We start from the raw sequence: 26,063 nt of genomic DNA, 5'->3' as shown, positions 1-26,063 counted from the left end.
AACCATGGCCGATAGCGGGGACGTGACGACCGGCAAGGTAAGGCTGCAATATATGGTGCGCGACCTGGCGGCCGCGGGCACTGGCTCCGATCTTCTGGAAGGTTGGGAATATATGGCCAGCGAGGCCATACTGGATGGCCCTGTTTGCCGCAAGGTCGCAATCGTCGATATCGATCCCGATACGAGCCTGGTCAAGCCGGGCACCCGCTTCGTTTCCCCGAAGAAGGGTGCCAAGCTTGGGCGCTATCTGATCCGGGACCCACAGAATCCGGGCGCTGCCGATTTTCAGCAGGCAAGCGTCTTCGGCGCGATCATGAAGACGATCGACCTTTTTGAGGAGCCCGACGTTCTTGGCCGTTCCATACGCTGGGCGTTTGACGGCGGCCAGCTTCTGGTCGTGCCACGGGCGGGCAGGATGGCAAACGCCTTTTATCACCGCGATTCCCGCAGTCTGCAGTTCTTCTTCTTCGATGCGTCGGTCAACGGCAAGGACACGACAATCTATACCTGCCTGTCGCCGGATATTGTCGCTCATGAGACGACCCACGCTATCCTCGACGGGATTGCGCCTGACCTTTACGATGCAACCTCGCCGCAGGCGCTTGCCCTGCACGAGGCGATTGCCGACCTCAGCGCTGCAATCTTCGCCATCCGCACCAAGCGCCTTGCCCTCGAGGTCCTGAGACTGACCGGCGGCGATATCGGCCAGGCAACCGCCTTCAACGAGATCGCCCTGCAGTTCGGGACGGCGCTTGCCGGTTCAGAGCGGCCGCTTCGCGACCTCAATAACACCTATTCGTTCAGCAATTGGGGCAAGCCCCCGGTCTCGAACGACCCGCATGACCTGTGCAACGTTCTGACAGGTGCCCTTTATGGATTGTTGGTCGAAGAGCACAAGAAAGCCAAGCTCGAGATCGTCAAGAAAAAGAAACACGTGCAGGGCGACACCGCGGCATCCGCCATCCCCGACACAGAGGCGGCGGCGCTCTTTTCGGCCTCCGGAAAGGCGCTCGCCACCGCCGGTAACATATTCAAGCGCATCGTCTTCAGAGGACTCGACTACCTGCCGCCGGGTGAAATCTCCTTTGCCGACTACGGACGTGCGCTGATAGCCGCCGATACCTCCTCGAATCCGGACGATCATCAAGCCCGGGACTACATCATTCAGGAATTCGTCCGTCGGGGCATCGTCTCGGCGGCGAATGAAATGATCACCCCCACAGCCGACTTCGTTTTGCCCCCGGATCTGGATCTCGACCTCCTCGTTCGCAGCGACTGGTCGGCCTACCAGTTTGCCGAGACCTATCGCGGCAAGCTGATGATCCCGCCAAACGTGCCCTTCGAGGTCCGCCCGCGACTGGATGTCGTCAAAACGACCTACCGGTCGGGGTCAGGCAAGGCACAAATTCGCGAATGCCTGTTCAAGATCGCCTGGCGCGAAAACCAACGCATCGAATATCCAGGTGGACGATTTAGCAAGATCAGCGTCATTTACGGCACCACTCTGGTCATCGACCGTGATTCCATGTCGATCCGCGCGCTCCTGTCCACAAGCCCGCGCCACGCCTCGCAGCAGGCTCCGGCGACCGCCGCCAACAATGCAATGCGCATGGCTTTCCTGTCCGAGTGCTTCGAAAAGGGACTGCTGGAAATCGGTTCGCCGAACGTGCAGATCCAGGACGACACGTTGCGACTTCGGGCCATGGGCCAGATGCTGCATATGGCGGGGCACTGAGATGAGATCTCTCCGTGTCCGGATCTACAATGTCCTTTTCGGCGACGCCATTCTGGTGAGCATTCCGGAGCGCAACGAGCACGGAGAGGAGACGGTCGTGCATCTGCTGATCGATGTCGGCAATGCGCTTGCCGGCAAGGCCGGTCATGACGCCGTCTTCAAGGATGTGCTGGCCGACATCCAGACGGAGCTCGGTGGCCGACCCGCCGACCTTTACCTGATGACCCATGAGCACATGGATCATATTCAGGGATTGCTCTTCGGAAGCGAGAAGCTTGGCATCACTCTTGAGGCCAAACAGGTTTGGATGACTGCTTCATCGGCAGAAGATTACTACGACCGCTTCACAGAAGCGCGCAAGAAGCGCTCGCTTGCGCTGGCGTTTCGGGAGGCAGCTTCAGACTTTTTGGAAAAGAGCGCAGCACCCGTGCCGGCCGGCATCGCCGCCTTGCTCGCCATTAACAATCCGCGCGCCAGCAAGGACTGCGTCGACCATATCCGCAAGCTCTCCGAGAGCCCTTTCTATGTGCATCGGACCGCAGACATCGAAAATCGGCATCCCTTCCGGCGCGCCAAGATCCGCCTTCTCGCGCCCGAGGAGGACACCTCGATCTATTACGGTCGGCTTGCTCCGAGCACCTTCGGGCTGGGCGGCGGCGACGTGATGCCGACATCGCTTCCGGCAGGTGCGGTGACGCCGCCCGCTGGTGTGGCGGCCGGCGCCTTCTTCGACCTGATCAGGTTCCGCTCGAGCGGCATGACCGACAATTTGAGGACGATCGACAAGGCTGCGAACAATTCGAGCGTCGCATTCGAACTCGAATGGGAAGGATGGCGGCTGCTATTTCCCGGAGACGCAGAGGAGAAAAGCTGGGAGATCATGGATCGCCTGGACCTGCTGCGGCCCGTTCACTTCCTGAAGGTCAGCCATCATGGCAGCAAGAACGGCACGCCTTCGGTGGTGACCGAAAAAGTGCTGCCCGAGGATGCGCCGGATGACCGCAAAAGATATGCCGTGGTCTCAACCCATGTCGGCGCCTATGACGGCGTCCCGGACCAGGCGACGCTCGATCTGATCGGTTTGCGCGCAGAGCTTCTCGACACGCGGGACCTTGCGCCCGGAGCCTGGTTCGACATCGAATTTCCGGCCGAAACGCAGCAGCATGAATAAGGTTTGCAGCATCTGCCCGCCGGCAGATTAAAGGGGATGATGATGAGATTGATGAGCGTTCTGTGTGTGACGATGTCGCTGTCCGCGCTCGCCGGCAACCAGGCATTGGCATGGGGCGACAGCGGTCATTCGATCGTCGCCGAACTGGCTGAACGCCGCCTTTCGGACAAGGTCCGGACGGTTGTCTCCGCGCTCGTCGGTTCGGGTACGTCGCTTGCGTCGCTGTCGAGCTGGGCTGACGACTTCAAGTTTACCGCAGCCGGCACGAAAACGAAGCGATGGCATTTCATCGACATCGATATCGACAAGCCCGACCCGGTCGGTGCCTGTGCCCTCGACCAGAACGAAGGCGATTGCATCGTCGCCGCCCTCAAGCGGGAAATCGTCGTGCTGGCGGACGCCGATGCCGGAAAAACTGCAAGGGCGGATGCGCTCAAGATGGTGGTTCACCTGGTTGGCGACGCCCACCAGCCGCTGCATTGCTCGGAACGGGCGGGCGACGGCGGCGGCAACGGCCTCCAAGTGACCTTCCAGGGCAAGGGCCCGGATGGCAAGACAAGAAACGCCGATGTCAGTTTCCATCAGCTCTGGGATGAGACACTGATTGCCGCACATGCCTTCAGTTGGGGTGCCTATGCCGGCGAGCTTGAAACATCGGTCATGCCAGGCATGACGGCCGGCAACCTCGAAGGCGACTATGTGGCAGGCTGGGCCAACGAATGCTTCCAGGAGGGCGTGCAGGTCTATCAGGCGCTGCCGGTGCCGCCAGCGGCCGGCGGACGAATCATCGTCGACGAAAGCTACCAGAAGCACGTTCAGTCGATCCTGGATCGACAACTCGCCCTTGCCGGGCTCAGGCTCGCCGCCGTTCTCAACGACACTCTCGGCAAACAGACGGCCGAAGCGAACGGAAAGTGAGACGGCATGGCCCGGATCGTATCACCGCTTGGAACGGAAAGCCCCAAGAACCTGGCAACGGCGGCAAAGGCGGCGATCGCCGAGCAGAAGCCCGCCCAGGAAGCCGACAAGAAACTGACGGCAGACGCGGGCGCCGAACCGCTCGCCATCAGGACGGAGGATCCGTCGCGGATGATAGTGCGCATGTCGCTGCTCAATCGCAAGGATCCCAATGCGCGCGAACGCATGCTCGGCAGCCGCGACATCGTCAGCATCAATTTCTTCGATCGCGGGCTACAGGTCGCAAAGGCGATCTGCCGGATCAAGATCCTCGGGCAGCCGGCGACACCGCCCGACTACGGGACCGGCTTCCTGATCACCCCCAGCTTGGTGATGACCAACAACCACGTGCTGCCGGATGCGGAAACGGCGTCCTGCAGCCTGGCCGAGTTTAGCTATGAGCTGGATCGAAATTTCGTCGAGCGGCGGGGACACATTTTCCCTTTTGCGCCGAACGAGGCCTTTTACACCAGCGCCGAGCTCGACTTCACGATCGTTGCCATTCGCCCGGTCGGTCATGACGGCACGCCGGTCGCCGATTTCGGGGCGCTTACCCTGATTCCGATGAGCGGCAAGGGTGTGACGGGCGAACATGTCTCGCTCATCCAGCACCCCGGCGGCGGCACGAAGCAGGTCGTCGTTCGCGAAAACCGCATCATCAAGCTCGATCCGGAGCGGTTTCCGAATGTCGGCGCCGCTGCGATCCACTACCAGGCCGATACGGAGGCTGGTTCCTCGGGTGCAGCCGTCTTCAATGACCAATGGGATCTTGTGGCGATCCATCATCTGGCCATTGCCGACCGCGACGATGAGGGCCGGGTTCTGAACAGGCGCGGCGAGATCTGGAACGAGGCGGAAGGTGACGACGCCAAGCGCTGGGTCGCCAACGAAGGCATTCGGATCAGCGAGATCTGGAAGCATCTTCGCGAGGCCGCCACCTTCGATCCCGACGCTGCGAAAATCATGGCGATGCTGGCGGCCGACCCGCGCACCACCCATCAACCGCCTCCCCTCGCCGAGGAGGACCACGATCCGAAGCCGTGGCAGACCGTGCCGGACGCCGGCGAAGCGCCAGCCTTCGAGAGCACCCGCTTTACCGATCCCAAGTTTGACGATTCGATGGGCTTCAAGACCAATTTTCTCGGCGCCGATCTCCCCGTCCCGCTTCCGAAGACGAGCAAAACCTTCAAGGGCCGACTGGCGGTCAATAAGGAGACCAAGGGCACGGTGTTCGACTACACGCATTTTCGCTCGCCGTTCATGCCGATCGACGGCTAGCGCTGTGGACCGCCGTCAATATCGACGGGAGCAAAGTCCTGTCGACCAAATCGCGCAGCTGGCGCCGAGACGATCGCCTGCCGGCGAGCGAGCAGACACTTGCCGACATCTACGGCAAGGTGCCCGGCAAGGGCGTGCAGATCGACCGCGGACATCTGGTGCGACGGCTTGACCCCGTGTGGGGCGATCAGGATGTTGCCGACCGGGCGGGAGACGACACCTTCCACTACACGAATGCGGCGCCGCAGGAGCATGTCTATAACAGCGAGATCTGGGGCAATCTTGAGGATTTCGTGCTGGCCCGGGCAGACAAAAAAGCCCAGAGGGTCTCGGTCATGGCGGGTCCGATCCTGCGGCCCGACGACGACTTTTTCGGCAAGACATTGCCTGGCGGTCCCTGGCAGGTTCCCTGGTCCTTCTGGAAGGTCGCCGTGTTCAAGCGCGAGGACAAGACGGTCTCGGTGACCGGTTTTGTCGTCGAGCAGACCGCCAACATCGCTCTAATCTTCGAAAGTACGCGCTACAATCCCTATACCGTCGAGCAGGCCAGGGTCTACCAGCGGCCCGTCCATCAACCTGGCGCGCTGCGCCGACGAGGGAATCGGCAATACGGGAAACAGCCTTCAGCGGATCATCTCGCTTGTCATCGGCGTCGTGCTGGTTGCGGGGCTTTCCTATATCACCGCGATCGCGGTTGTTGCCGGATCACCCGGAACGCAGATGGACGACCGGATCGCCAGGATCGAGAACATCACCCTGCTTGGCGCCATGACCTTCCTTCTGACCATCGTGGCGGTACATCTGCTGTTTGAGCCGGGTGCCGCGATGATCACCGCGGCCTATGCGCCGACACCGCCGGCCGACATCGCCGCGCTTCGGAACTACGCAAGCCTACGGAGCGCGATGACGCTCTATTGGGCCACGATCTTTTCGCTGGCGCTGGGCACGGCCTATTTTTGTGCCGTCACCTTCGTGCAGGGGCAGGTCGAAAAGAAGGTCGATTTCGGTGGCGTGTGGAATGTCGTCAAAGCGCTATTGACGGTACTTTCGCCGGTGATCGCTGACTGGGTTCTAAAGCTCGGAGATACGTTTGCCACCGCCGCCGGTGCCAAGTGATGCGAAAACGTATGAGAACCGACAGCTTCAAATCTTCCAAGGGCTCTTCAAGACGCGACGCTATTTGCGACCTATGAATGGCTAAGCGACGTCGAGAATGGAGACGGCTCTACCTTTTCACCGCGACTTCAATTGTCGCTTGCCATTTAATTAGGGTCTTCCTCACTTTGTGTGGTTAACAAACCGTTAGCAATGACGCCGGTATGGGCTGGCATGCGAACGAAATCGAAATGGTCGCCCGGTCCGGGTATTAAAGTGCAGAGCGTTGTATTTAGCGACGAAGGTAATTGGGTTGTGTCTGCTTGCTGGCCCAACGTCTGGCATATGCCCTGATTGCCGATACCGGAGCAGAAATCGGCACGGCTGGTCGTACCGCAGCCCTCAAGACCTGCCGGCCCAAGGTAATGTCGTGACGGTAAAGCTCCAGTTGAGCCGCTGGCGTTGCACAAATCGGCAATGCAAACGGCAAACGTTTACTGACCGGATCCCAGCGATCGCTTCTCCCTACGCCCGCCGGACAACGAGGGTGGACGAAATAGTCCACCTGCTTGGCCACAATACGGGCGGGCGGCCCGGCGAACGCTTGATGCAGCGGCTCGGGTTGCCGATAAGCGACGACACCATCCTTAGACAAGTCAAGCGGAATGCTGCACGAGCCGACGGCGAAGCCCCGACTCGGATCGTCGGTATCGATGACTGGAGTTGGAGGAAATCGTGGCGCTATGGCACGATCATTGTCGATCTTGAACGCCGAAAGGTCGTGGACATTCTCGAGGACCGGAGCGTGGTAAGCGTGGCACGATGGTTGAAGCGGCACCCCTCTATTGAGGTTGTGAGCCGAGATAGATGCGGACTTTACGGAGGGTCTGTCGTGCTCGGAAATTGCACGTCGCACAGGATATGGCCGACGCAGCATCGCGAAATGGCTGACTTTTGGGGCGCCACCCGATCGACGCAGCGCCGCGCTGCAGCCGACATCTCCTCTGTACTTCGAAGCGTTTCTCACCCAGTGTTGGAAAGATAGCAATCGCTGCGGACGGCATCTGTTTCACGATATCAAGCACCGCGGATACACCGGCAGCTTCTCCAATCTTGAACGCCTCCTGGCAACCTGGCGCCGCGCCGCGAAGCTGGGAAAAGATCAGGATAATGCGGTACCGGCTTCGATCGTCCTCGCTGACCAAGCAGATGACAATGCGCCTGTGCGTGATCCGCAAACCGGTCATTTGATCTCACCGGTTGTTGCCGCTACTCTTTGCATAAAGCCGCGCGGAACGCTGACAATAAATCAGGCGCGCAAAGTCGATGCCCTCAAACAGGGATCACCAACGTTTGCTGTTTTGCGCAGCTTTTCCATGCGATTTCGCGGTATATTTCGTAGCCGAGCTTCGACGAAACTCGAAGAATGGATCGATGAGGCCATTCATTCCGGGCTCGCCTCCTTGGCCCGTTTTGCCCGCGTTCTTCGCCGAGATATCGACGCCGTCTGCAACGCCATCGACCTCCCCTGGAAGCAATGGTCAGGCGATAGGTCAGATCAACCGCCTGAAAACGATTAAACGTGCAATGTATGGCAGGGCAGGCCCTGAACTTCTTAGAGCACGGATGATGCCGATCAAAACGGCCGATCTCCACACAAAGTGAGGAAGACCCCAATTAAATGGCAAGCGACACCACGATCGGCCTTCGGGTTCGAACATTGAGATCATTGAGGGTTCGTACTATTTCGAGCCCTGCGAGAACGCCTAAAACTCCGTCATATTTCCCGCCGGTAGGCTGAGTGTCCAGATGACTGCCGACATACAATGGCAAGGCGTCATCGTCTTCACCGTCTCGCTGTGCGAACATGTTTCCCATGTCATCAACAGCCACCGACATACCAGCCTCAACGCACCACTTCGCGAATAATGTCCGGCCTTGCGCATCCTCATCTGTGAGTGCCTGTCGATTATTGCCGCCAGCTATCCCAGGCCCAACTTTAGCCATCTCCATTAGACTATTCCAAAGACGATCTGGATTAACTAACGCGTTGCTGAGGTTACTCGTGCGCATTCGACCTCCTGAGATAGGTAACAGCCCCCATCAGAACCATAACTATGGCGGCATACGTCAGCGCCACCACCGAAAACATTTCGACGGGTGCAAAATTTGATGAAGATATTCTTCGTGCGACCCCGAGCAAGTCTGCAACCGCTATTGCACTCAGTAGGGCGCTCCCTTTCAGCAAGAAGATGATCTCGTTGAGATATGCTGGGAGTATCAAGCGCACTGCCTGGGGAAAAATAACCCGGGTAATTGCCGTTCGCTTCTGAAGACCAAGCGATCGTGCTGCCTCCCACTGTCCCCGATTCACATTTGCAAACGCGCCGGTCCACAGCGGCGTGAGGTAGCCCGCGTGGTTAATGGCGAATACTACAGTTGCACACGAGATGGGGTCTCTGAGGATCCACCAGAAAGGCGAGCTTCGAATCCATGAGAATTGAGCAAAACCGTAGTAGACGAAGAACAATTGGACCAGAATTGGTGTGCCCCGTATGATCCCCGTGCCCACTTGTACAATCGCTCGCACCTCCCACTTGGGAGATAGCATTAAAAGGGAAGCCACCAATGCTAAGCTGCCTCCTATCAAGGCAGCGCTAACGACAATCTGCACAGTATTCTCGAGTCCTTTTGTCAGCGCAGGCAGGCTGGACAAAATTAGATCGACATCCATCTGTGTGGCTCCCTCCCTCGAGAGGAAAGGCGGCGACCCAAAAACAGATTTGAGCAATAAGTCATCGCCAAGTAGATGCATCCGGCCAAAGCGTAGAATTCGAAAGAGGCTCCGGTCACGCGCGCGGCTACAGTTGAATTCCGCATTAGTTCAGCCACGCCAATGAGCGAAACGATAGACGTGTCCTTAACTAGCGAAACCCAAAGATTTAATGCGCCCGGTCCTGCAACCTTCACGGCGAGCGGCGCTCTTATTAGGAAGAATGATTGCCCGCGATGAAGGCCAAGAGCGTCAGCAGCTTCAACGAGACCGCGGTTCACGTCCCGTAAAGCACCGCGCATAAGCTCCCCGAAATACGTGGCGTAGGCGACGCCAAGCGCGAAGCCACCGCCCCAAAAGGGTGATAATTGGAAGTCACTGCCGAATATCTTCTGCAATAGGAGGGTTCCGGCGAAGTAAAGCAGGAGGAGCGTGATGAATTCGGGTACGGCCATCACTGCTAAGCAGAAGCTCCGGAGTACGACTGCGCCGGGACCTCCTTCATAAGTCAGGGTTGCGTAAATCAAGCCGACCGTGGCGGCTATTACCGCGCTGACTAGCGAAAGCGTGGCGGTAAGGGCCACGCCCTCGACTATTAGATATCCGTAACCGCCGAGAAAGCTCATGCTGCGACGGGCTCTCGCTTCAGTGGCATCGTTAGGCAATGAATCCCGCTACCACCTTTGGCAAATTCTGGGAAATAGGGATCCACTACCGTGAGGCCCTCTGCCCGCAATTTGTCGATCACAGAGCGATTGTGCCTCGACGTTATAACCCGGTCATTTCCCAGAGAAACAACGTTGCATCCAAGATCCATCGCCTCCTTGTAGGTCACCGGGATGAGTCGGATTTTTTCCTCCCGGAGAAAATCGATGAAGGCATCAGGAACGACTTCAGTGCAAACCAAAGCCAAGTTTTCCGCCGCCATGCTGAAAATAACATCCAAATGAAGGAAATGCTCTGGGAACGGCTGCAGATGCACCCTCCAGCCATTTGCCTTGAATAGGGAAGTGAACTCCTCAGCGCCATCCCGCGTTGTTCGTTCACCGCTGTACCCCACAATCACCAACCCAGGCTTCGTGACTGAAATATCGCCACCTTCAATCGTGCCTTTGGACGACATCAAGGGAATAGGAATGCCCTTTGAGCGATAGAAATCGATCACCGATGCGTACTCGCCCCGCCGCTCAATGTGCCTGAGTTGGAGGATTGCGGCACCCCAAGGGGTCATCTGACTACTGTCACGCGTGTCGCTCTGAAAAACCAGGTGTGGCTGAGGCTGAAGAAAGTGCACGTTGACACCGCTCTCCCCGAAGGCAGACACAATTTCGTCGTGCTGTGTCACCGCAGCCGCTACGTCCGGAACGTTTTCGGTCATCTTTTCCTTGACGACCGAGTTGATCGGAACCCATCCGTAATGCTTCGGCGAGCATAGCAATACATCTTTCAACACGCCGTACTCAGAATTCACCCCCCATTTGTACGTTTCAAGAGACGTTTCCGCGGTGACGTTTCGTGAATCATGTAGCGACATTTCTTACCTCAGGTCGTATGGGAAGTATGTTTTGTTGATGGTCTTGTATTTTCCGCTCGAGATCACTCTATCTAGAGCTTTGTTCAGCTCGTCACGAAGTTCTGTATTTTCCTTTGCGACGGCAATACCTACTCCTTCACCTAGGATGGGGTCGACCACCGGCTCGCCTATAAGGCGCAGGGCGCCAGCTTCACCATCACGTTTGATTGCGAAGTAGCTGGAGTTTGCATCATTAAGGACGTAGTCGATGCGCTGCGATTTCAGATCGGCGAAAGCTTCTGTGACCGTCGGATACTCACGAATCTCAACGCGATCGCCGAATTTAGATTCAAGATACTTGCCGTACGCTGTCGAGGTTTCGACACCGACGGTCTTTCCATCGAGTTCAGCGGCTGTGATCTGTTCAACAGAATTTGTGCCAGGACCGACGAACAACGCCTTTGCGGCGTAGTAGGGCTTTGTGAAAAGAACTTTTTGCTTGCGCTCAGGCGTGATGAGCATGCTCGCGAGAATTGCATCAAACTTGTTCACTTCCAAACCCGGGATAAGTGCATCCCACTCCTGACGCACCCAAACGCATTTGCGCTTCATTTCCGCGCAGAGCGCCTCTCCCAGATCGATGTCGAAGCCAATCAGTTGGCCCTCGGTGTTCGGGGATGCAAACGGAGGGTAACCGCCATCCAGTCCAAAGCGGAGTTCGCCGTCCGCGGCCCCGCCGGTCGAGTACGACATAATTGATGCTGCGCTCACTACGAGAGCAAACAGGTACTTTCGCATAGCATTGTTCCCTTTCTTCTATTGTGAATTTTGCAGTTCCAAACGCATTGCAGCTTCCAGGATGAGCGCATCCCGGTACTTTCCCGCAACGATCTGAACCGCGATCGGCAGTCCAAATTCCGAGCGCCTCATCGGGAAAGACATCGCGGGAGATTGCGAGAGGTTGAAAAGATAAAGGTTCGCTGCCCAATCCAGCCAACTCGACATTCCCATTTTAGCCGGGAAGTCCTGGCCTACGTCGAAGGCAGCGAACGGCGTTGCAGGCATCAACAAGACGTCGAAGGTGTTGAGGAAGACATTCACCGAACTGGCCAGGACGGCACGCTGATAATCGGCATTCGCCATTTCGACGGCCGAAAGGCGCAGCCCCGATTGGGCCATCTCGGCCAAACCCGGATCCAGGAGGTGGCGCCTGTCAGCCGGCGTGCGGTCCCAATCCATGGCGCTGTCGCGGGCCCAGAAAATCTCGAACAGCCGGCGGACTTCGTCGAACGATACCGGGAGGCTCACGGGGGTGATCGACCCGGTCGATCCGGCCATGATTCTTGCCGCCTCCTCGACCGCCAGGAGAACTTCCTCGCTTGGCTCAGGGCCAAGGCCTGAGGCACATACACCAATTCTCAGAGGGGTTTTCTCGCCGCCAGTGGGCGACTGGAATACGTTCGAACTTGTGGCGAGCCAATCCCGGGGATCATGCTTGCCGGCATGCCGGAGCGAAATGGCAGCCTCGTGAACGGTCGCAGTAATCGGGCCGTGGCTGGACATTGTCGAGACAAGCGGAAATTGCGGCACGGCTCCGAACGATGGCTTCAGCCCAACGACTCCGCAGAAAGCCGAAGGGATGCGTATGGATCCGCCGCCGTCCGATCCCGTATGTATCCGCCCGATTCCGAGCGCTGCCGCGACCGCGGCTCCCCCGCTGCTTCCGCCCGAAACCTTGGACTTGTCCCATGGATTTCTCGTCACCCCGGTTAGCGGACTATCTGTAACCCCCTTCCAACCAAATTCCGGCACCGTCGTTTTTCCAAGGAATACACACCCGGCTTCTCGAAGGCGAGCCACCAAAGGAGAGTCCTGGCGCGCAGGATTCTTCTCATCGGAGCTACAAGTCGAGGAGCCCGCAAATGTTCTCCAGCCAGAGACGTGATGTAGATCTTTAATAGTAGCTGGAATCCCATCAATGTCGCTTAGCGGCTTTTCAGAAACCCAACGCTGTTCGGACTCTTTCGCCTGAGCAAATGCCGTTTCCGGATCAAGGTAAACGAAGGCGTTATATTCCGCAGCCTTTCCGGCTCTAGAAAAGGCATCCGCAGCAACTTCGACGGGCGATAACTGGCCAGTTTCATACGCGCGCGTCAGTTGCGGGATAGTCCAATCTTTGAACGACATTCACTTGAGCTCCACTAAATCGGACCGGGCCCTAAGGCCCCTTGCATTCTGTTATAATTGTTATAATGATTATATTCGTAAGCACATTTTTAAACGCAGTCAACCCATGCTTGGAGCCTACTACGGTGAATGATGTCGATGAGCTCAACGAAGCGGTGGAGCGCGAAAGAGCGGAGGTTGCTGCCGCCAACCCGAAGAGCGCTGCTCTCTACGACGAAGCCGCAGCATTTCCTGGCGGAAGTACGAGGAGCGTGCTGTATTATCCGCCCTTCCCGCTATCGATCGTCAAGGGTGAAAAGTCGAAGATTTGGGATGCAGACGGCCACGAGTACACGGATTTTCTGAATGAATATTCGGCCGGGCTATTTGGTCATTCGAATGCCGCGATCAAGCGCGCTATCCTTGCAGCACTGGAAGACGGTATCAGCTTGGGCGGCCCCAATCGGTTCGAGGCACAACTCGCCAACTCTTTGACGAAGCGCTTCGCAGCGATGGAGCGGATTAGATTTTGTAACACGGGCACTGAAGCGAATATTGCCGCCATTCAACTGGCGCTACACGTTACTAGCAGAGATAAAGTATTGTTTTTCAAAGGAGGTTATCACGGAGGATTTATATGGTTCCCTGAAGGGCGAATGCCGCTCAACATCAGCTTCAATGAAGTAATAGCGCCATTCAATGATGAAGCTGAGCTAGAGACCGTATTTGAACTCCATGGCGATCGGCTAGGCGCCTGCATCGTGGAACCTGTAATGTCCGCGGGAGGGGCCATACCTGCCGACCGATCTTTTCTTTTGAAACTAAAGGAGAGATGCGACCATTATGGGGTGATATTGATCTTCGATGAAGTGGTATCTTCCCGCCTCGATGTCGGTGGCATGCAAGCGGTCCACGGTATTTATCCTGATATCACCACTCTGGGAAAATACATTGGTGGCGGCCTAAGCTTCGGCGCTTTCGGGGGGAAAGCAGAGCTTATCGATAGGCTGGACATGCGCCGACCAAATGCAGTGCCCCACGCTGGAACATTCAATAACAATATTCTCTCGATGGCGGCAGGCCTTGCAGCAGCATCAGTTTTAACACCCGAGGCTATTGCGCGCATTAATGCACTTGGAAACTTTTTCAGAAGGGAGTTTGCGGGTATCTCGCCTGATCAATCGAAGATGAGCGTGAGCGGGTTCGGGTCCCTGTCATGCGTACACTTCGCGTCTAAGCAGGTGCACGACCTGTTCCATCTGCATCTTCTTAGGAGCGGTTACTATACGGCTCGGAGAGGCTCTGTGTATCTCTCGCTTGAAACGACAAAGGAAGAAGTATCCGGACTAATTCGGGTTTCAAAAGTCTTTGTTGAACGTTTTGGCTCATACCTTCGATGAACCACAAACCCGCTAGGAGGCCCTACTTATCGTGTCGATAAAGCCATACGATCACCCTGAGGTTACATTAGGTCAACCACAAAAGGGGCTAAGCCGCCGTCAGGCGTGGCACATCGCAGACCATATCCGTAAGGAAATTATAAAACAGGGCCTTAGTCCCGGCGATCGCCTACCCGGCGAGAAGCATCTCATTGAACAGTTTGGCATGGCCCGGGCCACAGTTAGAGAGGGTCTCGCGATCCTTGAAGCGCAAGGGCTTGTCTCGATTTCACCGGGCAGAAGCGGAGGGGTATCGGTCTCGGCAATTCCAACTGATGCCATAACCGATGGCATGGCTGCCTACTTCTACTTTGAAAGCGCAACGTGGTCCGATCTCTATCAAGCGAGGCTCGTGATAGAGCCGGCCGTAGCAGGTTTATCCTTCGACGCGATGGACGATGATGGTATCAAGCAGATGCAGGAAACCATCGATGAATGTAATCGCGGCGTCAGAGGCGAAATCAGCCCAAGAATGCATAAAATGGCTGAGATCAATTTTCATTCCATCATAGCCCAGTTCTGCCCCAACCCCATTTTGCGATTGAGCGCCCTCCATCTCGTTCGAGCTATGGAGGACATGGTCGATTCCTTACTTACGGTAGAAACGGACGATGCTGCGAAGCGCATCATCAGGGATCATAAAGAAATCCTAGGCGCATTCATCTCCGGCTCTAAGGCCGATGTAGAAAATCTGATCAGAAAGCACATCGTCGACACGGAGACAGAGCTCCTAAGGCTCGTGAAAGATCAAAGCTCTCGAGCGTTTACACAAGCGCCGGGTGGTGAATAAACCGAGCGATACGCCCGCTCAAATGCAAATTGTGGGAACTTCCATGGCCGACATCAATTCCAAGGTAATCATCACCTGCGCGATCACTGGGTCAATACACACCCCCTCCATGTCGCCTCACCTACCGCTTTCGCCGGAGCAGATCGCGGTTCAGGCTATCGACGCCGCAAACGCCGGCGCTGCTATGTTGCACCTGCACGCCCGTGACCCAGAAACTGGGCAACCCACACCCGATCCGAGCGTCTTTCGGCAATTCGTTCCTCGCATCAGAGACGCGACGGATGCGATTATTGCCATCACCACCGGTGGAAGTGCGTCTATGAGTCTTGGTGAGCGCTTGCAAGCCCCGCGCGAATTGAGGCCCGAGATGTGCTCACTTAATATGGGCACGATGAATTTTGGCATATTTCCATTGGCACAGAAGGAACGCACGTGGATCCACCAGTGGGAGAGACCCTTCTTGGAGTCGTCGCGAAGTGGCATGTTCCGAAACACTTTCGAGGATATCGAGAAGATTATCTCTGAAATGAGTGAATTGGGAACACGATTTGAGTTTGAGTGCTACGATTTAGGTCACCTCTATACGTTGGCATACTTTCTTGAGCGATCCTTGGTAAAACTTCCTCTATTCATCCAATCTGTCGTGGGAATTCTTGGTGGTATAGGCAGCGACCACGAATCCCTCCAGCAAATGCGAGCAACTGCAGATCGACTTTTCGGAAGCAATTACCAGTGGTCCGTACTCGCGGCGGGCCGAAGTCAGATGCGATTGGGAACAATGGCAGCACTGATGGGCGGGCATGTCCGGGTGGGCCTAGAGGATAATCTCTGGCTCGAGAAGGGACGTCTCGCGCCCGATAATGCCTCCCAAGTGACCAAAATGCGAAGGATCCTTTCGGAACTCGGGGTGGAGGTTGCAACACCCTCTGAAGCGCGTGAACTGTTGGGGATCACCACGCGGAGCTAGAAACATGCCGTCAGCTATCGAGAGACTAAACGCGATTCGGAATGGCGTTGGCGCTGCTCCGCCGATTTACAAACTACTGGATATTTCGGTCGTTGAAGCCAAAGAAGGCGAAGTTTCGTTGCAACTTAGGCCCCATGATGGCCTTAGGAATCCGATTGGATTGGTTGCGGGAGGAGCAATAGCAACCCTCCTCGACACCGCCCTCGCCTGGGCTTGCGACACTTGCGTTCCCAGCGATAAGGTGTCCACCACAATTGAGCTAAAAGTGAATTTCTTGCGGCCGGTGTCGGTCAGTGGCGGGACAGTAGTCGCAACCGCTCGCGTAATTCATCCAGGTAATCGCATATTGGTTGCCACGGCAGACCTGAGACAAATGGACATAGATGGTGCTCAAGCTCGCAATTGCGCCGTAGCGACGGCCACGTGTATGATCATACCTGCTACGGGATAGGAAGGCAGGGAGCATACGTGGATGATGGATAATCAGCCACGTCGATCGTGCGCACGCAGTGATGTGCGCGGGAAAGTGAAGCAATGATTTTCCCGCGCTCTTTGCCTGACTTGTGTCTGCGCGTCTTCTCAAGGTATGTTTTTTCGGCTTTTCCAAGGAGGACAGAAGTCTTGCGAGCTCTTGTACAGAGAGTGTATTCTGCCGCTGTGAGCGTTGGTAGCCATGTAGTCGGTGAGATCGGCATTGGCTTACTAGAGCAGATCCTGCGATCGATGAATCGATTGTGAGGTGACGATGCGGGCCGAAGCTGATTCAACATCCACTTTAGCGAGGTGGATGATGGCACGAGCACTGAGTGATGATCTTCGATTGCGGGTGTTGAAAGCGTCGGCAAAAGGCGTTTCCGGGCGTCAGGCTGCCGCCCGGTTTGGGATTGGAGTTTCGACAGCAATCCGCTGGATTGCGAGAGCCAGAAATGGCGAGCAGACGGCACGGCCACAAGGTTGGCGCAGATCCTCGAGCTTGGATGCACACGAGGCGTTCGTCATCGAAATGATCGATGATCGCAAGGACGTGACGCTCGATGAAATGTGAGCGCGACGAACATCCCACGGTCACAGATGTTGACAACCGGGCTTTGTAACGCGGTCGTTTAAAACTTCTGCTTTGCGCGCCGCGGCATGAAGTAGCTCCGGATCTTGACGAGTGCTTCAGCGACCGCGGCGGCATCCGACTGGGTGGCCGGCCCGGTGGCCTCGCTGAGTTGGCGGATCGGCGCAATGATATCGCCGGTCACGGCATGAGGTCGTGTCCCCCCAGGTGGTGTAGCTCGGCGGTAGCGAAGCCGCTCGCGAGCGCGCCCTCAACAGCGCCGTAGTGAGCGGGCGGCGGAGCGGTGGTCATCGATGTTCTCCGGTAAGGGTCGGGTTGCTGACACCAACCTGATTCGAAGGAACCACCGATGACCGACGACATGATGAACCTGCGTGCGCTCGTGGAGAAGTCCCCCGACGCCGATCTTTTGCGCGAGATGATCGGCTTTGCCGCCGAGCGGCTGATGGAGCTGGAGGTGGGCGCTGCCACCGGTGCCGGCTATGGCGAGAAGAACCCGCTGCGGACGGCCCAGCGCAACGGCTACCGCGAGCGGGACTGGGAGACGCGGGCCGGCACGGTCGAGCTGCGCATTCCGAAGCTCAGGAAGGGCTCCTACTTTCCGGGCTTCCTGGAGCCGCGGCGCATGGCCGAGAAGGCGCTGACCGCGGTCATTCAGGAGGCCTACGTGCAGGGCATCTCGACCCGCTCGGTCGACGACCTGATTAAAGCGATGGGCATGAGCGGTATTTCGAAGAGCCAGGTCAGCCGGCTGTGCGAGGAGATCGACGGCAAGGTCAAGGCCTTCCTCGAGCGGCCGATCGAGGGCGACTGGCCGTATCTGTGGATCGATGCCACCTACCTGAAGGTCCGCCGCGGCGGCCGCATCGTCTCCGTCGCCGTCATCATCGCCGTCGGCGTCAACAGCGACGGTCGCCGCGAGGTGCTGGGCATGGAGGTCGGCACCTCCGAGGCCGAGCCGATCTGGACCGAGTTCCTACGCAAGCTGACCCGCCGTGGCCTCAGAGGCGTCAAGCTGGTCGTCTCCGACGCCCACGAAGGCCTGAAGGCCGCCGTCACCAAGGTGCTCAACGCGACCTGGCAGCGCTGCCGGGTCCACTTCATGCGCAACGTTCTCGCCCACGCCGGCAAGAGCGGCCGGCGTGTCGTCTCCGCCTTCATCGCCACCGCCTTCGCCCAGGAGACGCCGGAAGCCGCGAGCGCCCAATGGCGCGCCGTCGCCGACCAGATCCGGCCGAAGGTCCCCAAGCTCGCCGCCATCATGGATGATGCCGAAGAAGACGTTCTCGCCTACATGACCTTTCCGAAGGAGCATCGCGCCAAGCTGCACAGCACCAATCCGATCGAGCGCCTCAACGGCGAAATCAAGCGCAGGACCGAGGTCGTCGGCATCTTCCCAAACGACGACGCCATCATTCGCCTCGTCGGCGCGCTCCTGCTCGAGCAGAACGATGAATGGGCGGTGCAGCGCGCCCGATATATGACACTGGAAACCATCAGCCAGATGAGCGATGATCCGCTCATCAGCCTGCCGGCCGTGGCACGCTGATCATCCCGGCCCATGCCGGAGAACGCGGTGACCAAAGCCGCCACCTACACCACTTCACGGGACACGATCCGGCATGACCGCGAATGACGGGGGCGCCACTGCTTCGCCGCGAAGTCGGTGCCTATCAGGAAACTGATGCTCCAATCCATACTGTCATAGGTTTGAGCATCGACTTTGCTGAACCTGGGCCGGTGGCCCTCCGGTGTTTCGGCGAGGCTCGCCGATATCCGGTTATACTCCGCAACGATGGTCTGCACGGCCTGGTGTTCGGTGGTTTCCATCGGCGCGTTCAAGGCATCTGGGCCGGTGAGCAGCGGGATCCACTGGCGCGGGTCAATGAACTTCGGCCCGATGATGAGGGCGGTCAGATAGCCATCCAGCCCGCTCATGGTCCATACCGGAGGCACCGGACGGCGTTTCCTCAGAAAGGCTTCGAACGCCTCATCATCCAGCTTCGGTCGGGCTGTGTATCTTGGCTGTGATCCGTCATGCTGCAATCTGCCTGTTCTTCTCCACTCCCGCGCGCTCAGCCTTCCAGACCCAGGGAAAGAGTGTGTCCATCCGGTTCGCGGCCACCTTACCCGAGACGATGCGCTCGAGCACATCGGCAAGCCAGGCCTCGGGATCCACGCCATTCAGTTTGGCCGTGTTGACGAGCGACGAAAGGACCGCGAAGGTCTCGCCACCGCGGGCACTGCCCACGAACAACGAATTCTTCCGATTATGCATAGATTTGCATAAGAGGAATTATGTGAAGAGCCGGATTATGCGAAGTTGGTTGAGGCGGATGCCCGGTCACGGCCGTTTCCGCCTCAGAGAGCTTGACATAATCAGAGGGCTTCGAGGAAGCGGATCAATTGGTCGGGCGGTCTGTAGCGCCCAATCTTAGCCTCCTGAGGCTGCAACTTCGCAAGTGCCAGCTCCTTCATGGAAAGATCGGCCTCCACGTACATGTGCGTGGTCGCGGTATCTTCATGCCCCAACCAAAGCGCGATGACGGTGATATCGACACCGGACTGAAGCAGATGCATTGCTGTCGAGTGCCTGATCACATGAGGTGATATGGAGCGGCCCGCGAGGGAGGGGAGATGTCGAGTTGCTGCATCGACAGCGAGATCGAGCCGTTGCGTGACGTTCGCGCGGGTCATCTTGCCGCCTGCGCGATTGGGTAGCAAGAAGCCATCCAGCGCATTCGCCCCGGCTAGTCGCTGCCATCGCCGAACAAGAGCCGCCGTCGGGCGCCATAACGGAACGCATCGTTCCTTACGCCCCTTGCCATGCAGATGCACGGCGGCTTGGCCATCAAGAACGACATCGCAGCAACGCACGCCGATGATCTCGGAGACGCGTGCGCCGGTGTTGTACATGAGACTGAACAGCACTCGGTCGCGCTGCCCGGCCCATGTCGTATCATCAGGGGCGTTTAGAATGGCCTGGATCTCCGACCGTGTCAGGAACCCGATGAGAGGACGATCTGTCCTCTTCATCGGAATGGCGAGTGCCTGCTCTATGGTCCCGAGAGCCTCAAGATCATGATGCCCTGCGTATTTGAGGAATGTTCGCAGCGCGGCAAGCCGCGCATTCCGGCTCCGAGCGCTGTTGCCACGAGCTTTCTCCAGATGATCGAGGAAATCGAGCAACAGTTGTGCGTTTAGGTCGGTGAGTGTGACTGCACTTGGCGTCTTCCCGATTGAAGTCTCTGCGAATGCCAGGAGCAACCGGAACGTATCGCGATAGGCAGCGATAGTCTGCGGACTGACGGCCCGATGCTGCCCCAGATGCACGACAAAGAAGCGCTGAACCAGCGCGGCAAATGATGGTGCTGATCGGTCACCCATGACAGCAGTCCTCCACTGCGAGTGCTTCGAAGCGACTGCAGGCTACGGCCATCAGGTCGGGAATGCCGGTAAGGTACCAATAGGTATCGGAGACCTTGGCATGACCGACATAGGTCGCTAGCGCGGCGATGGCGTTGTCGATATCGGCGCCTTCGACCTGCCATCGCTGCACACGCCGACAGATGAACGTGTGCCGGAGATCATGAATGCGAACCTCGTCGTAGGCGCCGCGAGCAACGATGCCGACGTCGCGGCGCAACTGCTGGAACGTCCAATGGACTTGCCGCTTGGATGGAGTTCGCCCCGAGGCGCCGACAAAGAAGGGAGCATCGGGCGCAGACGGAGCATAGCGGACGCGGACAGCAAGGTAGCGATCGAGTGCGGCGGCGACGCTGGCATGGAACGGCACGTGCCGCGACTTGGTGAACTTCGTCATGCGTACGGTCAGACATCGACCGGTAATGTTGACGTCGCCACATCGGAGCTTGAGTGCCTCGGAAACTCGCAATCCCGTGGCCGCGATCAGCCCCAGCACTGTCTCATAGGTTATCGGTCGTATGGAGCCTGACGGCTGCAACCTCCGCGCCGCATCCAGCAGCGCGGTAATCTCATCACCGGTATAGATATGCGGCGTCAGGCGCTGATCGGCCCTGCCAAATATGGCAGTCTGGGGGAACTTGGTCGCCGGATCGAGGCGCATCTCATGCCTGGCAAAGGGTCGCAGCACGTTCAGCCGGCGCGCCCAGGAAGCCGGCGTCGCGTTCCGTGCTTCCCCTTTAACCCAGGCGAGCACGATCTCTGTTGTGAGCGGGCCGACATGGCCCGAGAGATGGGCGAAGCGGGCAAATGAGCGGAGCTGTGCGCCAGGAGCACTGAGTTCAAACCCAAGGCAGCGTCGCTCGGCGAGATAGGTGTCGACCCGCTCCTGCATCGTGAGCGACCTGGTCATGCTACGCTCCCCGGCCACGGCATGGCGACTGCCGCGAGCCTCTGAAGATCGACCTTCGTGTAAATCATGGAGGTATCGAGGCTGCGATGGCGCAGGATATCGGCGATCTGCTTCATAGGTACGCCAGCCGCTAGTCACCTGGAACTGAAGTAGGCATCATTTTATTATGCTTCTGCTGCAACAGCAGGAGTTTGATTGATGGTCGGCAGGCAAGCAGACCTCGTCGTTCTGAGCGACGAGGATAGGAATTTTCTTGAATCTCAGGTGCGCCGGCATAAAGCGCCGCGCTCGTTATCGGATCGATGCCGGATGGTTTTGCTGTGCGCGCAGGGCCTGCAGAGCAAAGATGTTGCCGAACGCCTCGGCGTCCACGAGCACACGGTTGGCAAGTGGCGCCGCCGGTTCGTGCAGGATGGCATTGACGGGCTGACTGACGAATATCGTGCCGGTCGGCCACGAACCGTCTCTGACGCGCAGGTAGCTGAGGTCATCGAACGTACGTTGAACACCACTCCGAAGGATGCCACGCACTGGTCTATCCGCTCGATGGCAGCCGACAGCGGGCTGTCGCACACCACCATCCGTCGGATATGGACCGCATTTGGTTTGCAGCCGCACCGTTCGGAGACATTCAAGCTATCTTCCGATCCGCTGTTCGTCGATAAGGTGCAGGACATAGTCGGCCTTTACATGGCGCCGCCGGACCGGGCAGTCGTGCTATGCGTGGATGAGAAATCGCAAATCCAGGCACTGGATCGCGAGCAGCCCGTTCTGCCCATGGCGCCGGGTATCGCCGAACGGCACACCCATACCTATGTCCGCAATGGCACGACATCCCTGTTCGCCGCGCTCGACGTTGCGACCGGCGCGGTGATCGGCCAGTGCTACAAACGTCACCGGGCGACCGAATTCCTCGACTTCTTGAAGCGGATTGACGCGGAGATGCCCAAGGGGCCGGACGTGCATCTGGTGATGGACAACTATGCGACCCACAAGACGCCGAGGATCAAGGCCTGGCTCGCACGCCGCCCGCACTGGCATGTTCACTTCACACCAACTTCGGCCTCTTGGATCAATCAGGTCGAGCGTTGGTTTGCAGAGCTGACGCGCAAGCAGTTGCAACGCGGCGTCCATCGTTCCACCGCAGAACTGGAAGCCGACATCGACGCGTTCATTACAACGCACAACGAGAATCCCAAGCCATACAGATGGGTGAAATCCGCCGACCAAATCCTCGCCTCGGTCAAGCGATTCTGCCAAAAAACAATGAGCCGAACTTCAGATTCGGGTGACTAGCATTCGGCTAGCGATGCTGTGGCGGAGCATGTGAACGTTGGTGTGGGACCAGCCGCAGCGCCGATAGGCATCGACTACAGCGCGCACTACGACGCCCTTTTGGATGGGAAGATCGAAAGGTGCAACGTGACGGACGAACACTGCGCGGTTTGCGGTCACGGGACGCTCGTGCTGCAAATAGGCGGCGATCGCGCGGCCTGTGTCGGCTGGCAGTGGAAGAACATCGAACTGGCGGCCCTTTGTTCGATCAATGCAAATGGTACCCTGCCGCCAATCGATGTTGTCGAGGTGTAGTTGGACCACTTCGCTGCAACGCAATCCGAGGTCGGTCAGACATCGCACCATAGCGTAGGCGCGCCTGCATGAAGGAAAGTCCTGATCGAACGATGCCAGCAGCATGTCGATCTGAGCGCTGGACAGCACATCGGGCAATCCAGCTAGTCGCCAGTGGGCGGCGCGGGGAATGGCGGCGAGCAGACGGCTAGTGTCGTCGCCCATCATCTGTCGAAATCGCAATTAGCAGCCAATCGCTCCACCAACGACGCGAATTGTGCCGGCGCTCCAACCTCGGTCGTCGCCAAGAACGAAACGCCTCACCGATATAGGGTCAAGGTCGGCGACAACGATCTTCCGGTTCCCGAAATGCTCGTCTAGAAAGCGACAAACGATGCGCGCGCGTTGCCGCTGCGTGTTAGACGCTAGCCCGCCCGCATCCCGCATATAGGCCTGAAACGCAGCCATCTCCTTGCCATGCACGGCCCCGAAAACGCTGCCGGCCTGGGGGATGGCGCCTTCCGCGCGCAGCATTATAAGCAAATGAGTGATGGCCGCTCTGAGCTCGTGCGGCAAGCGACGGGCCGGATAGGGACAGTCGCAGGCGGGAAGGTGTTCGCGGATAAACCGAGCCCGCGCGGCCTCGTTTATGGAGTCGAACCCAAGTCGTTCGGCCGAAATCCAACTAGCGAAATGAGCGACGCAACACAGATAAACGCGCGCAGTGCTTGGCGCATAGCGGCCGCGGCTCAGGTGCTCCAGGTATCGATCGGAAAACGGCGCTAGCGGACTGCTTTCGAGCCACTGGCGGGGTGCGGGCTGTAAGTTGATATGATTCATAATAATCTCCTGTGTGGTTAGCGCACAGAGGAGATCAGGATTATGTAAAGCTATAGTCGTACGGCTTCATGGATATTGCTTATCGCCCGCTCGCATCCAGGGTTGGCGCAATGGAACTTCGCATAATCCGGCTCTTCACATAATTCCTCGTCAAGGCCACCGATTTCATCGAACGCTCGACAACATTGGAGTCCACTTCGATCCGGCCATCGTCCAGGATGGCTGTCAGCCCGCCCCAGTGGTTAAGCGCGTAGGTGACGGCCTTGCCAAGCGCCGATTTCGACGACACGTCCTCGCTCAGTTCGGCGAGTTGGGCCTTGAGTGCCTTCATGATGGGAGCGGTCTCGCGACGCCGCGCCACCAGCCGGCCGGGTATCGGCACTTTCGCCGCGCAGTTTCGCTTCGATGCGATAGATCTCGGCAATCCTGGCAAGGATCGACATAGCCTCGGAGGACCCAGTCAGCTTGACGACCTCGACGAACTTGCGCCGCGCGTGGGCAAGGCAGAAAGCCAGCCGCAGCGGTGCTGCATTGCTTCGCCCCCGGCGCTTGGCCAAGGTTTTATAGGCACGATACCCGTCGACCTGAAGAACGCCGGCAAACGACGACAATTGCCCCTCGATCTCGCGAGCACTACGGCTTTCGGCAAAGATATAGGCGACCGCCGGCGGCGCCGGACCATTCCAGGGTCGGTCGTCGATCGCTTGCGCCCAGAGTTGGCAGAGCTTGGTTCGTTTGCGCCCCGGATCAAGCCGCGGAAGCGGCGTCTCATCACAGAACACCCTCGGCTGCGAGCGGATGAAGGCAAGCAGCGCGTCGTAGAGAAGCTCAAGCCACCAGGCGACCCGCGTCACCCAGGCGCCGAGCGTGCCCCGATCGATGATGACGCCGCAGGAGGCAAGCATCTGCGCCTGACGATGGATCGGCAAATGCCAAGCAAACTTCGAAACGGCGACATGAGCGGCAAATGCCGTGGTCACCATACCGCCGTCCATCACGCGGGCCGGTGCTGGCGCTTGCACAATGACGCTCTCGCAGGCCCGGCATGCGTAACGCGGCCGGATCGTCCGCTTTACCCGGACAACCGCAGGCGAGTGCCTCGCTGACATCCGTGCCGATGCAATGAAGCTCGAACGAGCAGCAGGGGCAAATCTTGCTCTCCGGCTCGATGAGCTCATCATAACGCGGAAGGTGCCAGGGCAAACGCCCGATATTGCGGGACGGTGATCGTCGTGCCTGCGTTGTCTGGTCGGCCACTGGCGCAACATCGTCATTGGCAGCCACGGGGATGTCGCTGAGATCACCAAGGTCGAGCGTCGCCTGCGTCGGGTCGATCGTCGTCATCTTCTCCGACTTCGGCCCAAAGAGCTGGCCCTCGAGGAAGGCAACACGCGCCTTGAGGTCGGCATTCTCTGCATCGAGCGAGAGAACGATCCGGGTCAATTGCGCGGCATCCTGAGGCAAGGGGTCGGGTCGAAGCGGCATGAGAGACCCTACCACACAAGGGGGAATCTTCAAGCAAATACAATGGGATCAGCCCGCTTTCGTCGGCCTCTTCACTGCGTTTCGCTTGACCCGTGTCCAGTCAATGCCGGCCAGCAAAAGTGAGAACTCTTGGTCACTCATCTACATCGCGCCATCGCGGATCGGTGGCCAAACGAACTTGCCCTGCTCCAGCCATTTCGTCGCCAGGATCATGCCTGACCCGTCCCAGTAAATGCAGCGCAGGCGATCGCAACGCTTGGCGCGGAACACGAACACGTCGCCACAATACGGATCAGCCGCAAGCGCTGACGCCACCAATGCCACTAGGCCATTCATGCCGCGCCGGAAGTCGACCGGCTGCGTCGCCACCATGATCTTCACGCCATTCGGAGAAAGTCCAATCACCGGCGACCTCGCAACGCCGCTACTACCGCTTGCGCCAACTCGGGCGCCACCGAGCCGATCACGGTCAGGCGCGCCCCGGCAATCTCGATCTCAATTTCGGCACGTGGGCGACATCCGACGGCGAGCCCTCTTGAGGCGTTCGATCTCCAACCACCGTCACCGGCACGAACACCGCCTGGTGCGCGCAGGCATTGGCAGAGCGCCGAGAGGTAAGCCCGGCTTCCCGACGCCAGACGTTCAGCAAACCTCGATTGACGCCCCAGCGCCGGGCAACAGCCGAGATGTTCGCGTCGGGTTCTGCACTCTCCGCCAGAATCCGCGCCTTCTCCTCGTCAGTCCAATTCCGCCGCTGGCGCCGACCGGTGATCACCTCGATCCGCCGGTAGACTCCTTCATGCCTGGCTTCATCCATGGCTTCAAGCATGGCATCAGCGCGATCTCCAACCATTCCGTTCTGCTCCTGTCGATGAAGGAGCATATC

Annotated in this window: 19 protein-coding genes and 9 pseudogenes; 13 read left to right on the top strand and 15 right to left on the bottom strand. The window is 58.3% G+C overall.

Annotated elements, in window-relative coordinates:
- The first annotated feature begins 4 nt into the window (after window positions 1-4).
- The 7 genes and pseudogenes from ISN39_RS32065 to ISN39_RS32035 all read left to right on the top strand — a co-directional run bounded on the left by ISN39_RS32065 (window position 5) and on the right by ISN39_RS32035 (window position 7,901).
- On the top strand, window positions 5-1,735 hold the full coding sequence (locus tag ISN39_RS32065) for a hypothetical protein (RefSeq protein WP_194732037.1): 1,731 nt from the start codon (window positions 5-7) through the stop codon (window positions 1,733-1,735).
- A gap of 1 nt (window position 1,736) precedes the next feature.
- Entirely contained in the window at window positions 1,737-2,906 is a 1,170-nt protein-coding gene (locus tag ISN39_RS32060) for a hypothetical protein (RefSeq protein WP_194732036.1), read from the top strand.
- Between the two features lie 51 nt (window positions 2,907-2,957).
- On the top strand, window positions 2,958-3,824 hold the full coding sequence (locus ISN39_RS32055; RefSeq protein ID WP_194732035.1) for a S1/P1 nuclease: 867 nt from the start codon (window positions 2,958-2,960) through the stop codon (window positions 3,822-3,824).
- A gap of 6 nt (window positions 3,825-3,830) precedes the next feature.
- On the top strand, window positions 3,831-5,141 hold the full coding sequence (locus tag ISN39_RS32050) for a serine protease (protein ID WP_194732034.1): 1,311 nt from the start codon (window positions 3,831-3,833) through the stop codon (window positions 5,139-5,141).
- Window positions 5,142-5,143: 2 nt separating this feature from the next.
- On the top strand, window positions 5,144-5,953 hold the full coding sequence (locus tag ISN39_RS32045) for a DNA/RNA non-specific endonuclease (protein WP_246763565.1): 810 nt from the start codon (window positions 5,144-5,146) through the stop codon (window positions 5,951-5,953).
- The gene (locus ISN39_RS32040) at window positions 5,910-6,257 is read left to right on the top strand and encodes a hypothetical protein (RefSeq protein WP_194732033.1); all 348 of its coding nucleotides are present in this window, start codon (window positions 5,910-5,912) and stop codon (window positions 6,255-6,257) included. Before ISN39_RS32045 ends, ISN39_RS32040 begins: the two co-directional genes overlap by 44 nt.
- A gap of 292 nt (window positions 6,258-6,549) precedes the next feature.
- Window positions 6,550-7,901: pseudogene (locus ISN39_RS32035) on the top strand (transposase).
- Window positions 7,902-7,928: 27 nt separating this feature from the next.
- Here the strand turns inward: ISN39_RS32035 and ISN39_RS32030 are convergent.
- The 6 genes and pseudogenes from ISN39_RS32030 to ISN39_RS32005 all read right to left on the bottom strand — a co-directional run.
- Window positions 7,929-8,309, bottom strand: a pseudogene (locus ISN39_RS32030) (Zn-dependent hydrolase); the annotation flags it as partial.
- On the bottom strand, window positions 8,296-8,970 hold the full coding sequence (locus ISN39_RS32025; protein WP_194732032.1) for an ABC transporter permease subunit: 675 nt from the start codon (window positions 8,968-8,970) through the stop codon (window positions 8,296-8,298). The pseudogene ISN39_RS32030 and the gene ISN39_RS32025, both read right to left, overlap by 14 nt.
- A complete protein-coding gene (locus ISN39_RS32020; RefSeq protein ID WP_194732031.1) occupies window positions 8,955-9,635 on the bottom strand; it encodes an ABC transporter permease subunit in 681 nt (226 codons plus the stop codon). Before ISN39_RS32020 ends, ISN39_RS32025 begins: the two co-directional genes overlap by 16 nt.
- Entirely contained in the window at window positions 9,632-10,543 is a 912-nt protein-coding gene (locus tag ISN39_RS32015; protein ID WP_194732030.1) for an arginine deiminase family protein, read from the bottom strand. The genes ISN39_RS32020 and ISN39_RS32015 overlap by 4 nt, the downstream gene beginning before the upstream one ends.
- Before the next feature lie 3 nt (window positions 10,544-10,546).
- A complete protein-coding gene (locus ISN39_RS32010; protein WP_194732029.1) occupies window positions 10,547-11,320 on the bottom strand; it encodes a transporter substrate-binding domain-containing protein in 774 nt (257 codons plus the stop codon).
- A gap of 18 nt (window positions 11,321-11,338) precedes the next feature.
- A complete protein-coding gene (locus tag ISN39_RS32005) occupies window positions 11,339-12,709 on the bottom strand; it encodes an amidase family protein (RefSeq protein WP_246763531.1) in 1,371 nt (456 codons plus the stop codon).
- Window positions 12,710-12,834: 125 nt separating this feature from the next.
- On the opposite strand from ISN39_RS32005, the gene ISN39_RS32000 reads away from it, so the two are divergent.
- The 4 genes and pseudogenes from ISN39_RS32000 to ISN39_RS31980 all read left to right on the top strand — a co-directional run.
- Window positions 12,835-14,088 (top strand): aminotransferase class III-fold pyridoxal phosphate-dependent enzyme, encoded by a 1,254-nt coding sequence (locus ISN39_RS32000; protein ID WP_246763530.1) that lies wholly within the window; start codon window positions 12,835-12,837, stop codon window positions 14,086-14,088.
- 31 nt (window positions 14,089-14,119) lie between these two features.
- Window positions 14,120-14,917 (top strand): FCD domain-containing protein, encoded by a 798-nt coding sequence (locus ISN39_RS31995; protein ID WP_194732028.1) that lies wholly within the window; start codon window positions 14,120-14,122, stop codon window positions 14,915-14,917.
- A 43-nt stretch (window positions 14,918-14,960) separates the two neighbouring features.
- Window positions 14,961-15,884 carry a 3-keto-5-aminohexanoate cleavage protein gene (locus tag ISN39_RS31990; protein ID WP_194732027.1) on the top strand — a complete coding sequence of 308 codons (924 nt, stop codon included), beginning with the start codon at window positions 14,961-14,963 and terminating at the stop codon, window positions 15,882-15,884.
- A 790-nt stretch (window positions 15,885-16,674) separates the two neighbouring features.
- Window positions 16,675-16,926, top strand: a pseudogene (locus ISN39_RS31980) (helix-turn-helix domain-containing protein); the annotation flags it as partial.
- A gap of 61 nt (window positions 16,927-16,987) precedes the next feature.
- Here ISN39_RS31980 and ISN39_RS31975 read toward each other — a convergent pair.
- Window positions 16,988-17,143: pseudogene (locus ISN39_RS31975) on the bottom strand (YecA family protein); the annotation flags it as partial.
- Between the two features lie 153 nt (window positions 17,144-17,296).
- Here ISN39_RS31975 and ISN39_RS31970 point away from each other — a divergent pair.
- Complete coding sequence (locus tag ISN39_RS31970; RefSeq protein ID WP_194732025.1) at window positions 17,297-18,496, top strand: IS256 family transposase; 1,200 nt, start codon at window positions 17,297-17,299, stop codon at window positions 18,494-18,496.
- A gap of 70 nt (window positions 18,497-18,566) precedes the next feature.
- On the opposite strand, the pseudogene ISN39_RS31965 reads toward ISN39_RS31970, so the two are convergent.
- From ISN39_RS31965 to ISN39_RS31950, 4 genes and pseudogenes are all read right to left on the bottom strand, one after another.
- Window positions 18,567-18,993 (bottom strand): annotated as a pseudogene (locus tag ISN39_RS31965) (UPF0149 family protein); the annotation flags it as partial.
- Window positions 18,983-19,216: pseudogene (locus ISN39_RS31960) on the bottom strand (transposase domain-containing protein); the annotation flags it as partial. The pseudogenes ISN39_RS31960 and ISN39_RS31965, both read right to left, overlap by 11 nt.
- A 110-nt stretch (window positions 19,217-19,326) precedes the next feature.
- Window positions 19,327-20,334, bottom strand: coding sequence for a tyrosine-type recombinase/integrase (locus ISN39_RS31955; RefSeq protein ID WP_194732024.1), 1,008 nt, complete (start codon window positions 20,332-20,334; stop codon window positions 19,327-19,329).
- A complete protein-coding gene (locus tag ISN39_RS31950) occupies window positions 20,327-21,283 on the bottom strand; it encodes a tyrosine-type recombinase/integrase (RefSeq protein WP_246763529.1) in 957 nt (318 codons plus the stop codon). The genes ISN39_RS31955 and ISN39_RS31950 overlap by 8 nt, the downstream gene beginning before the upstream one ends.
- A 198-nt stretch (window positions 21,284-21,481) precedes the next feature.
- Here ISN39_RS31950 and ISN39_RS31945 point away from each other — a divergent pair, with 198 nt between their 5' ends.
- Entirely contained in the window at window positions 21,482-22,579 is a 1,098-nt protein-coding gene (locus ISN39_RS31945; RefSeq protein ID WP_194732023.1) for an IS630 family transposase, read from the top strand.
- Here ISN39_RS31945 and ISN39_RS31940 read toward each other — a convergent pair.
- The 4 genes and pseudogenes from ISN39_RS31940 to ISN39_RS31925 form a co-directional block, all read right to left on the bottom strand.
- The gene (locus ISN39_RS31940) at window positions 22,562-23,080 is read right to left on the bottom strand and encodes a tyrosine-type recombinase/integrase (protein ID WP_194732022.1); all 519 of its coding nucleotides are present in this window, start codon (window positions 23,078-23,080) and stop codon (window positions 22,562-22,564) included. The genes ISN39_RS31945 and ISN39_RS31940 overlap by 18 nt on opposite strands.
- Before the next feature lie 757 nt (window positions 23,081-23,837).
- A pseudogene (locus tag ISN39_RS31935) lies at window positions 23,838-25,177 on the bottom strand (IS66 family transposase); the annotation flags it as partial.
- A gap of 48 nt (window positions 25,178-25,225) precedes the next feature.
- Window positions 25,226-25,582: pseudogene (gene tnpB, locus ISN39_RS31930) on the bottom strand (IS66 family insertion sequence element accessory protein TnpB).
- Window positions 25,579-26,030 (bottom strand): annotated as a pseudogene (locus tag ISN39_RS31925) (transposase). The pseudogenes tnpB and ISN39_RS31925 overlap by 4 nt, the downstream one beginning before the upstream one ends.
- Window positions 26,031-26,063 lie beyond the last annotated feature (33 nt).

It is taken from the genome of Rhizobium sp. 007 (assembly GCF_015353075.1).
GTDB lineage: Bacteria > Pseudomonadota > Alphaproteobacteria > Rhizobiales > Rhizobiaceae > Rhizobium.
This window is presented reverse-complemented; position numbering and strand designations above follow the sequence as displayed.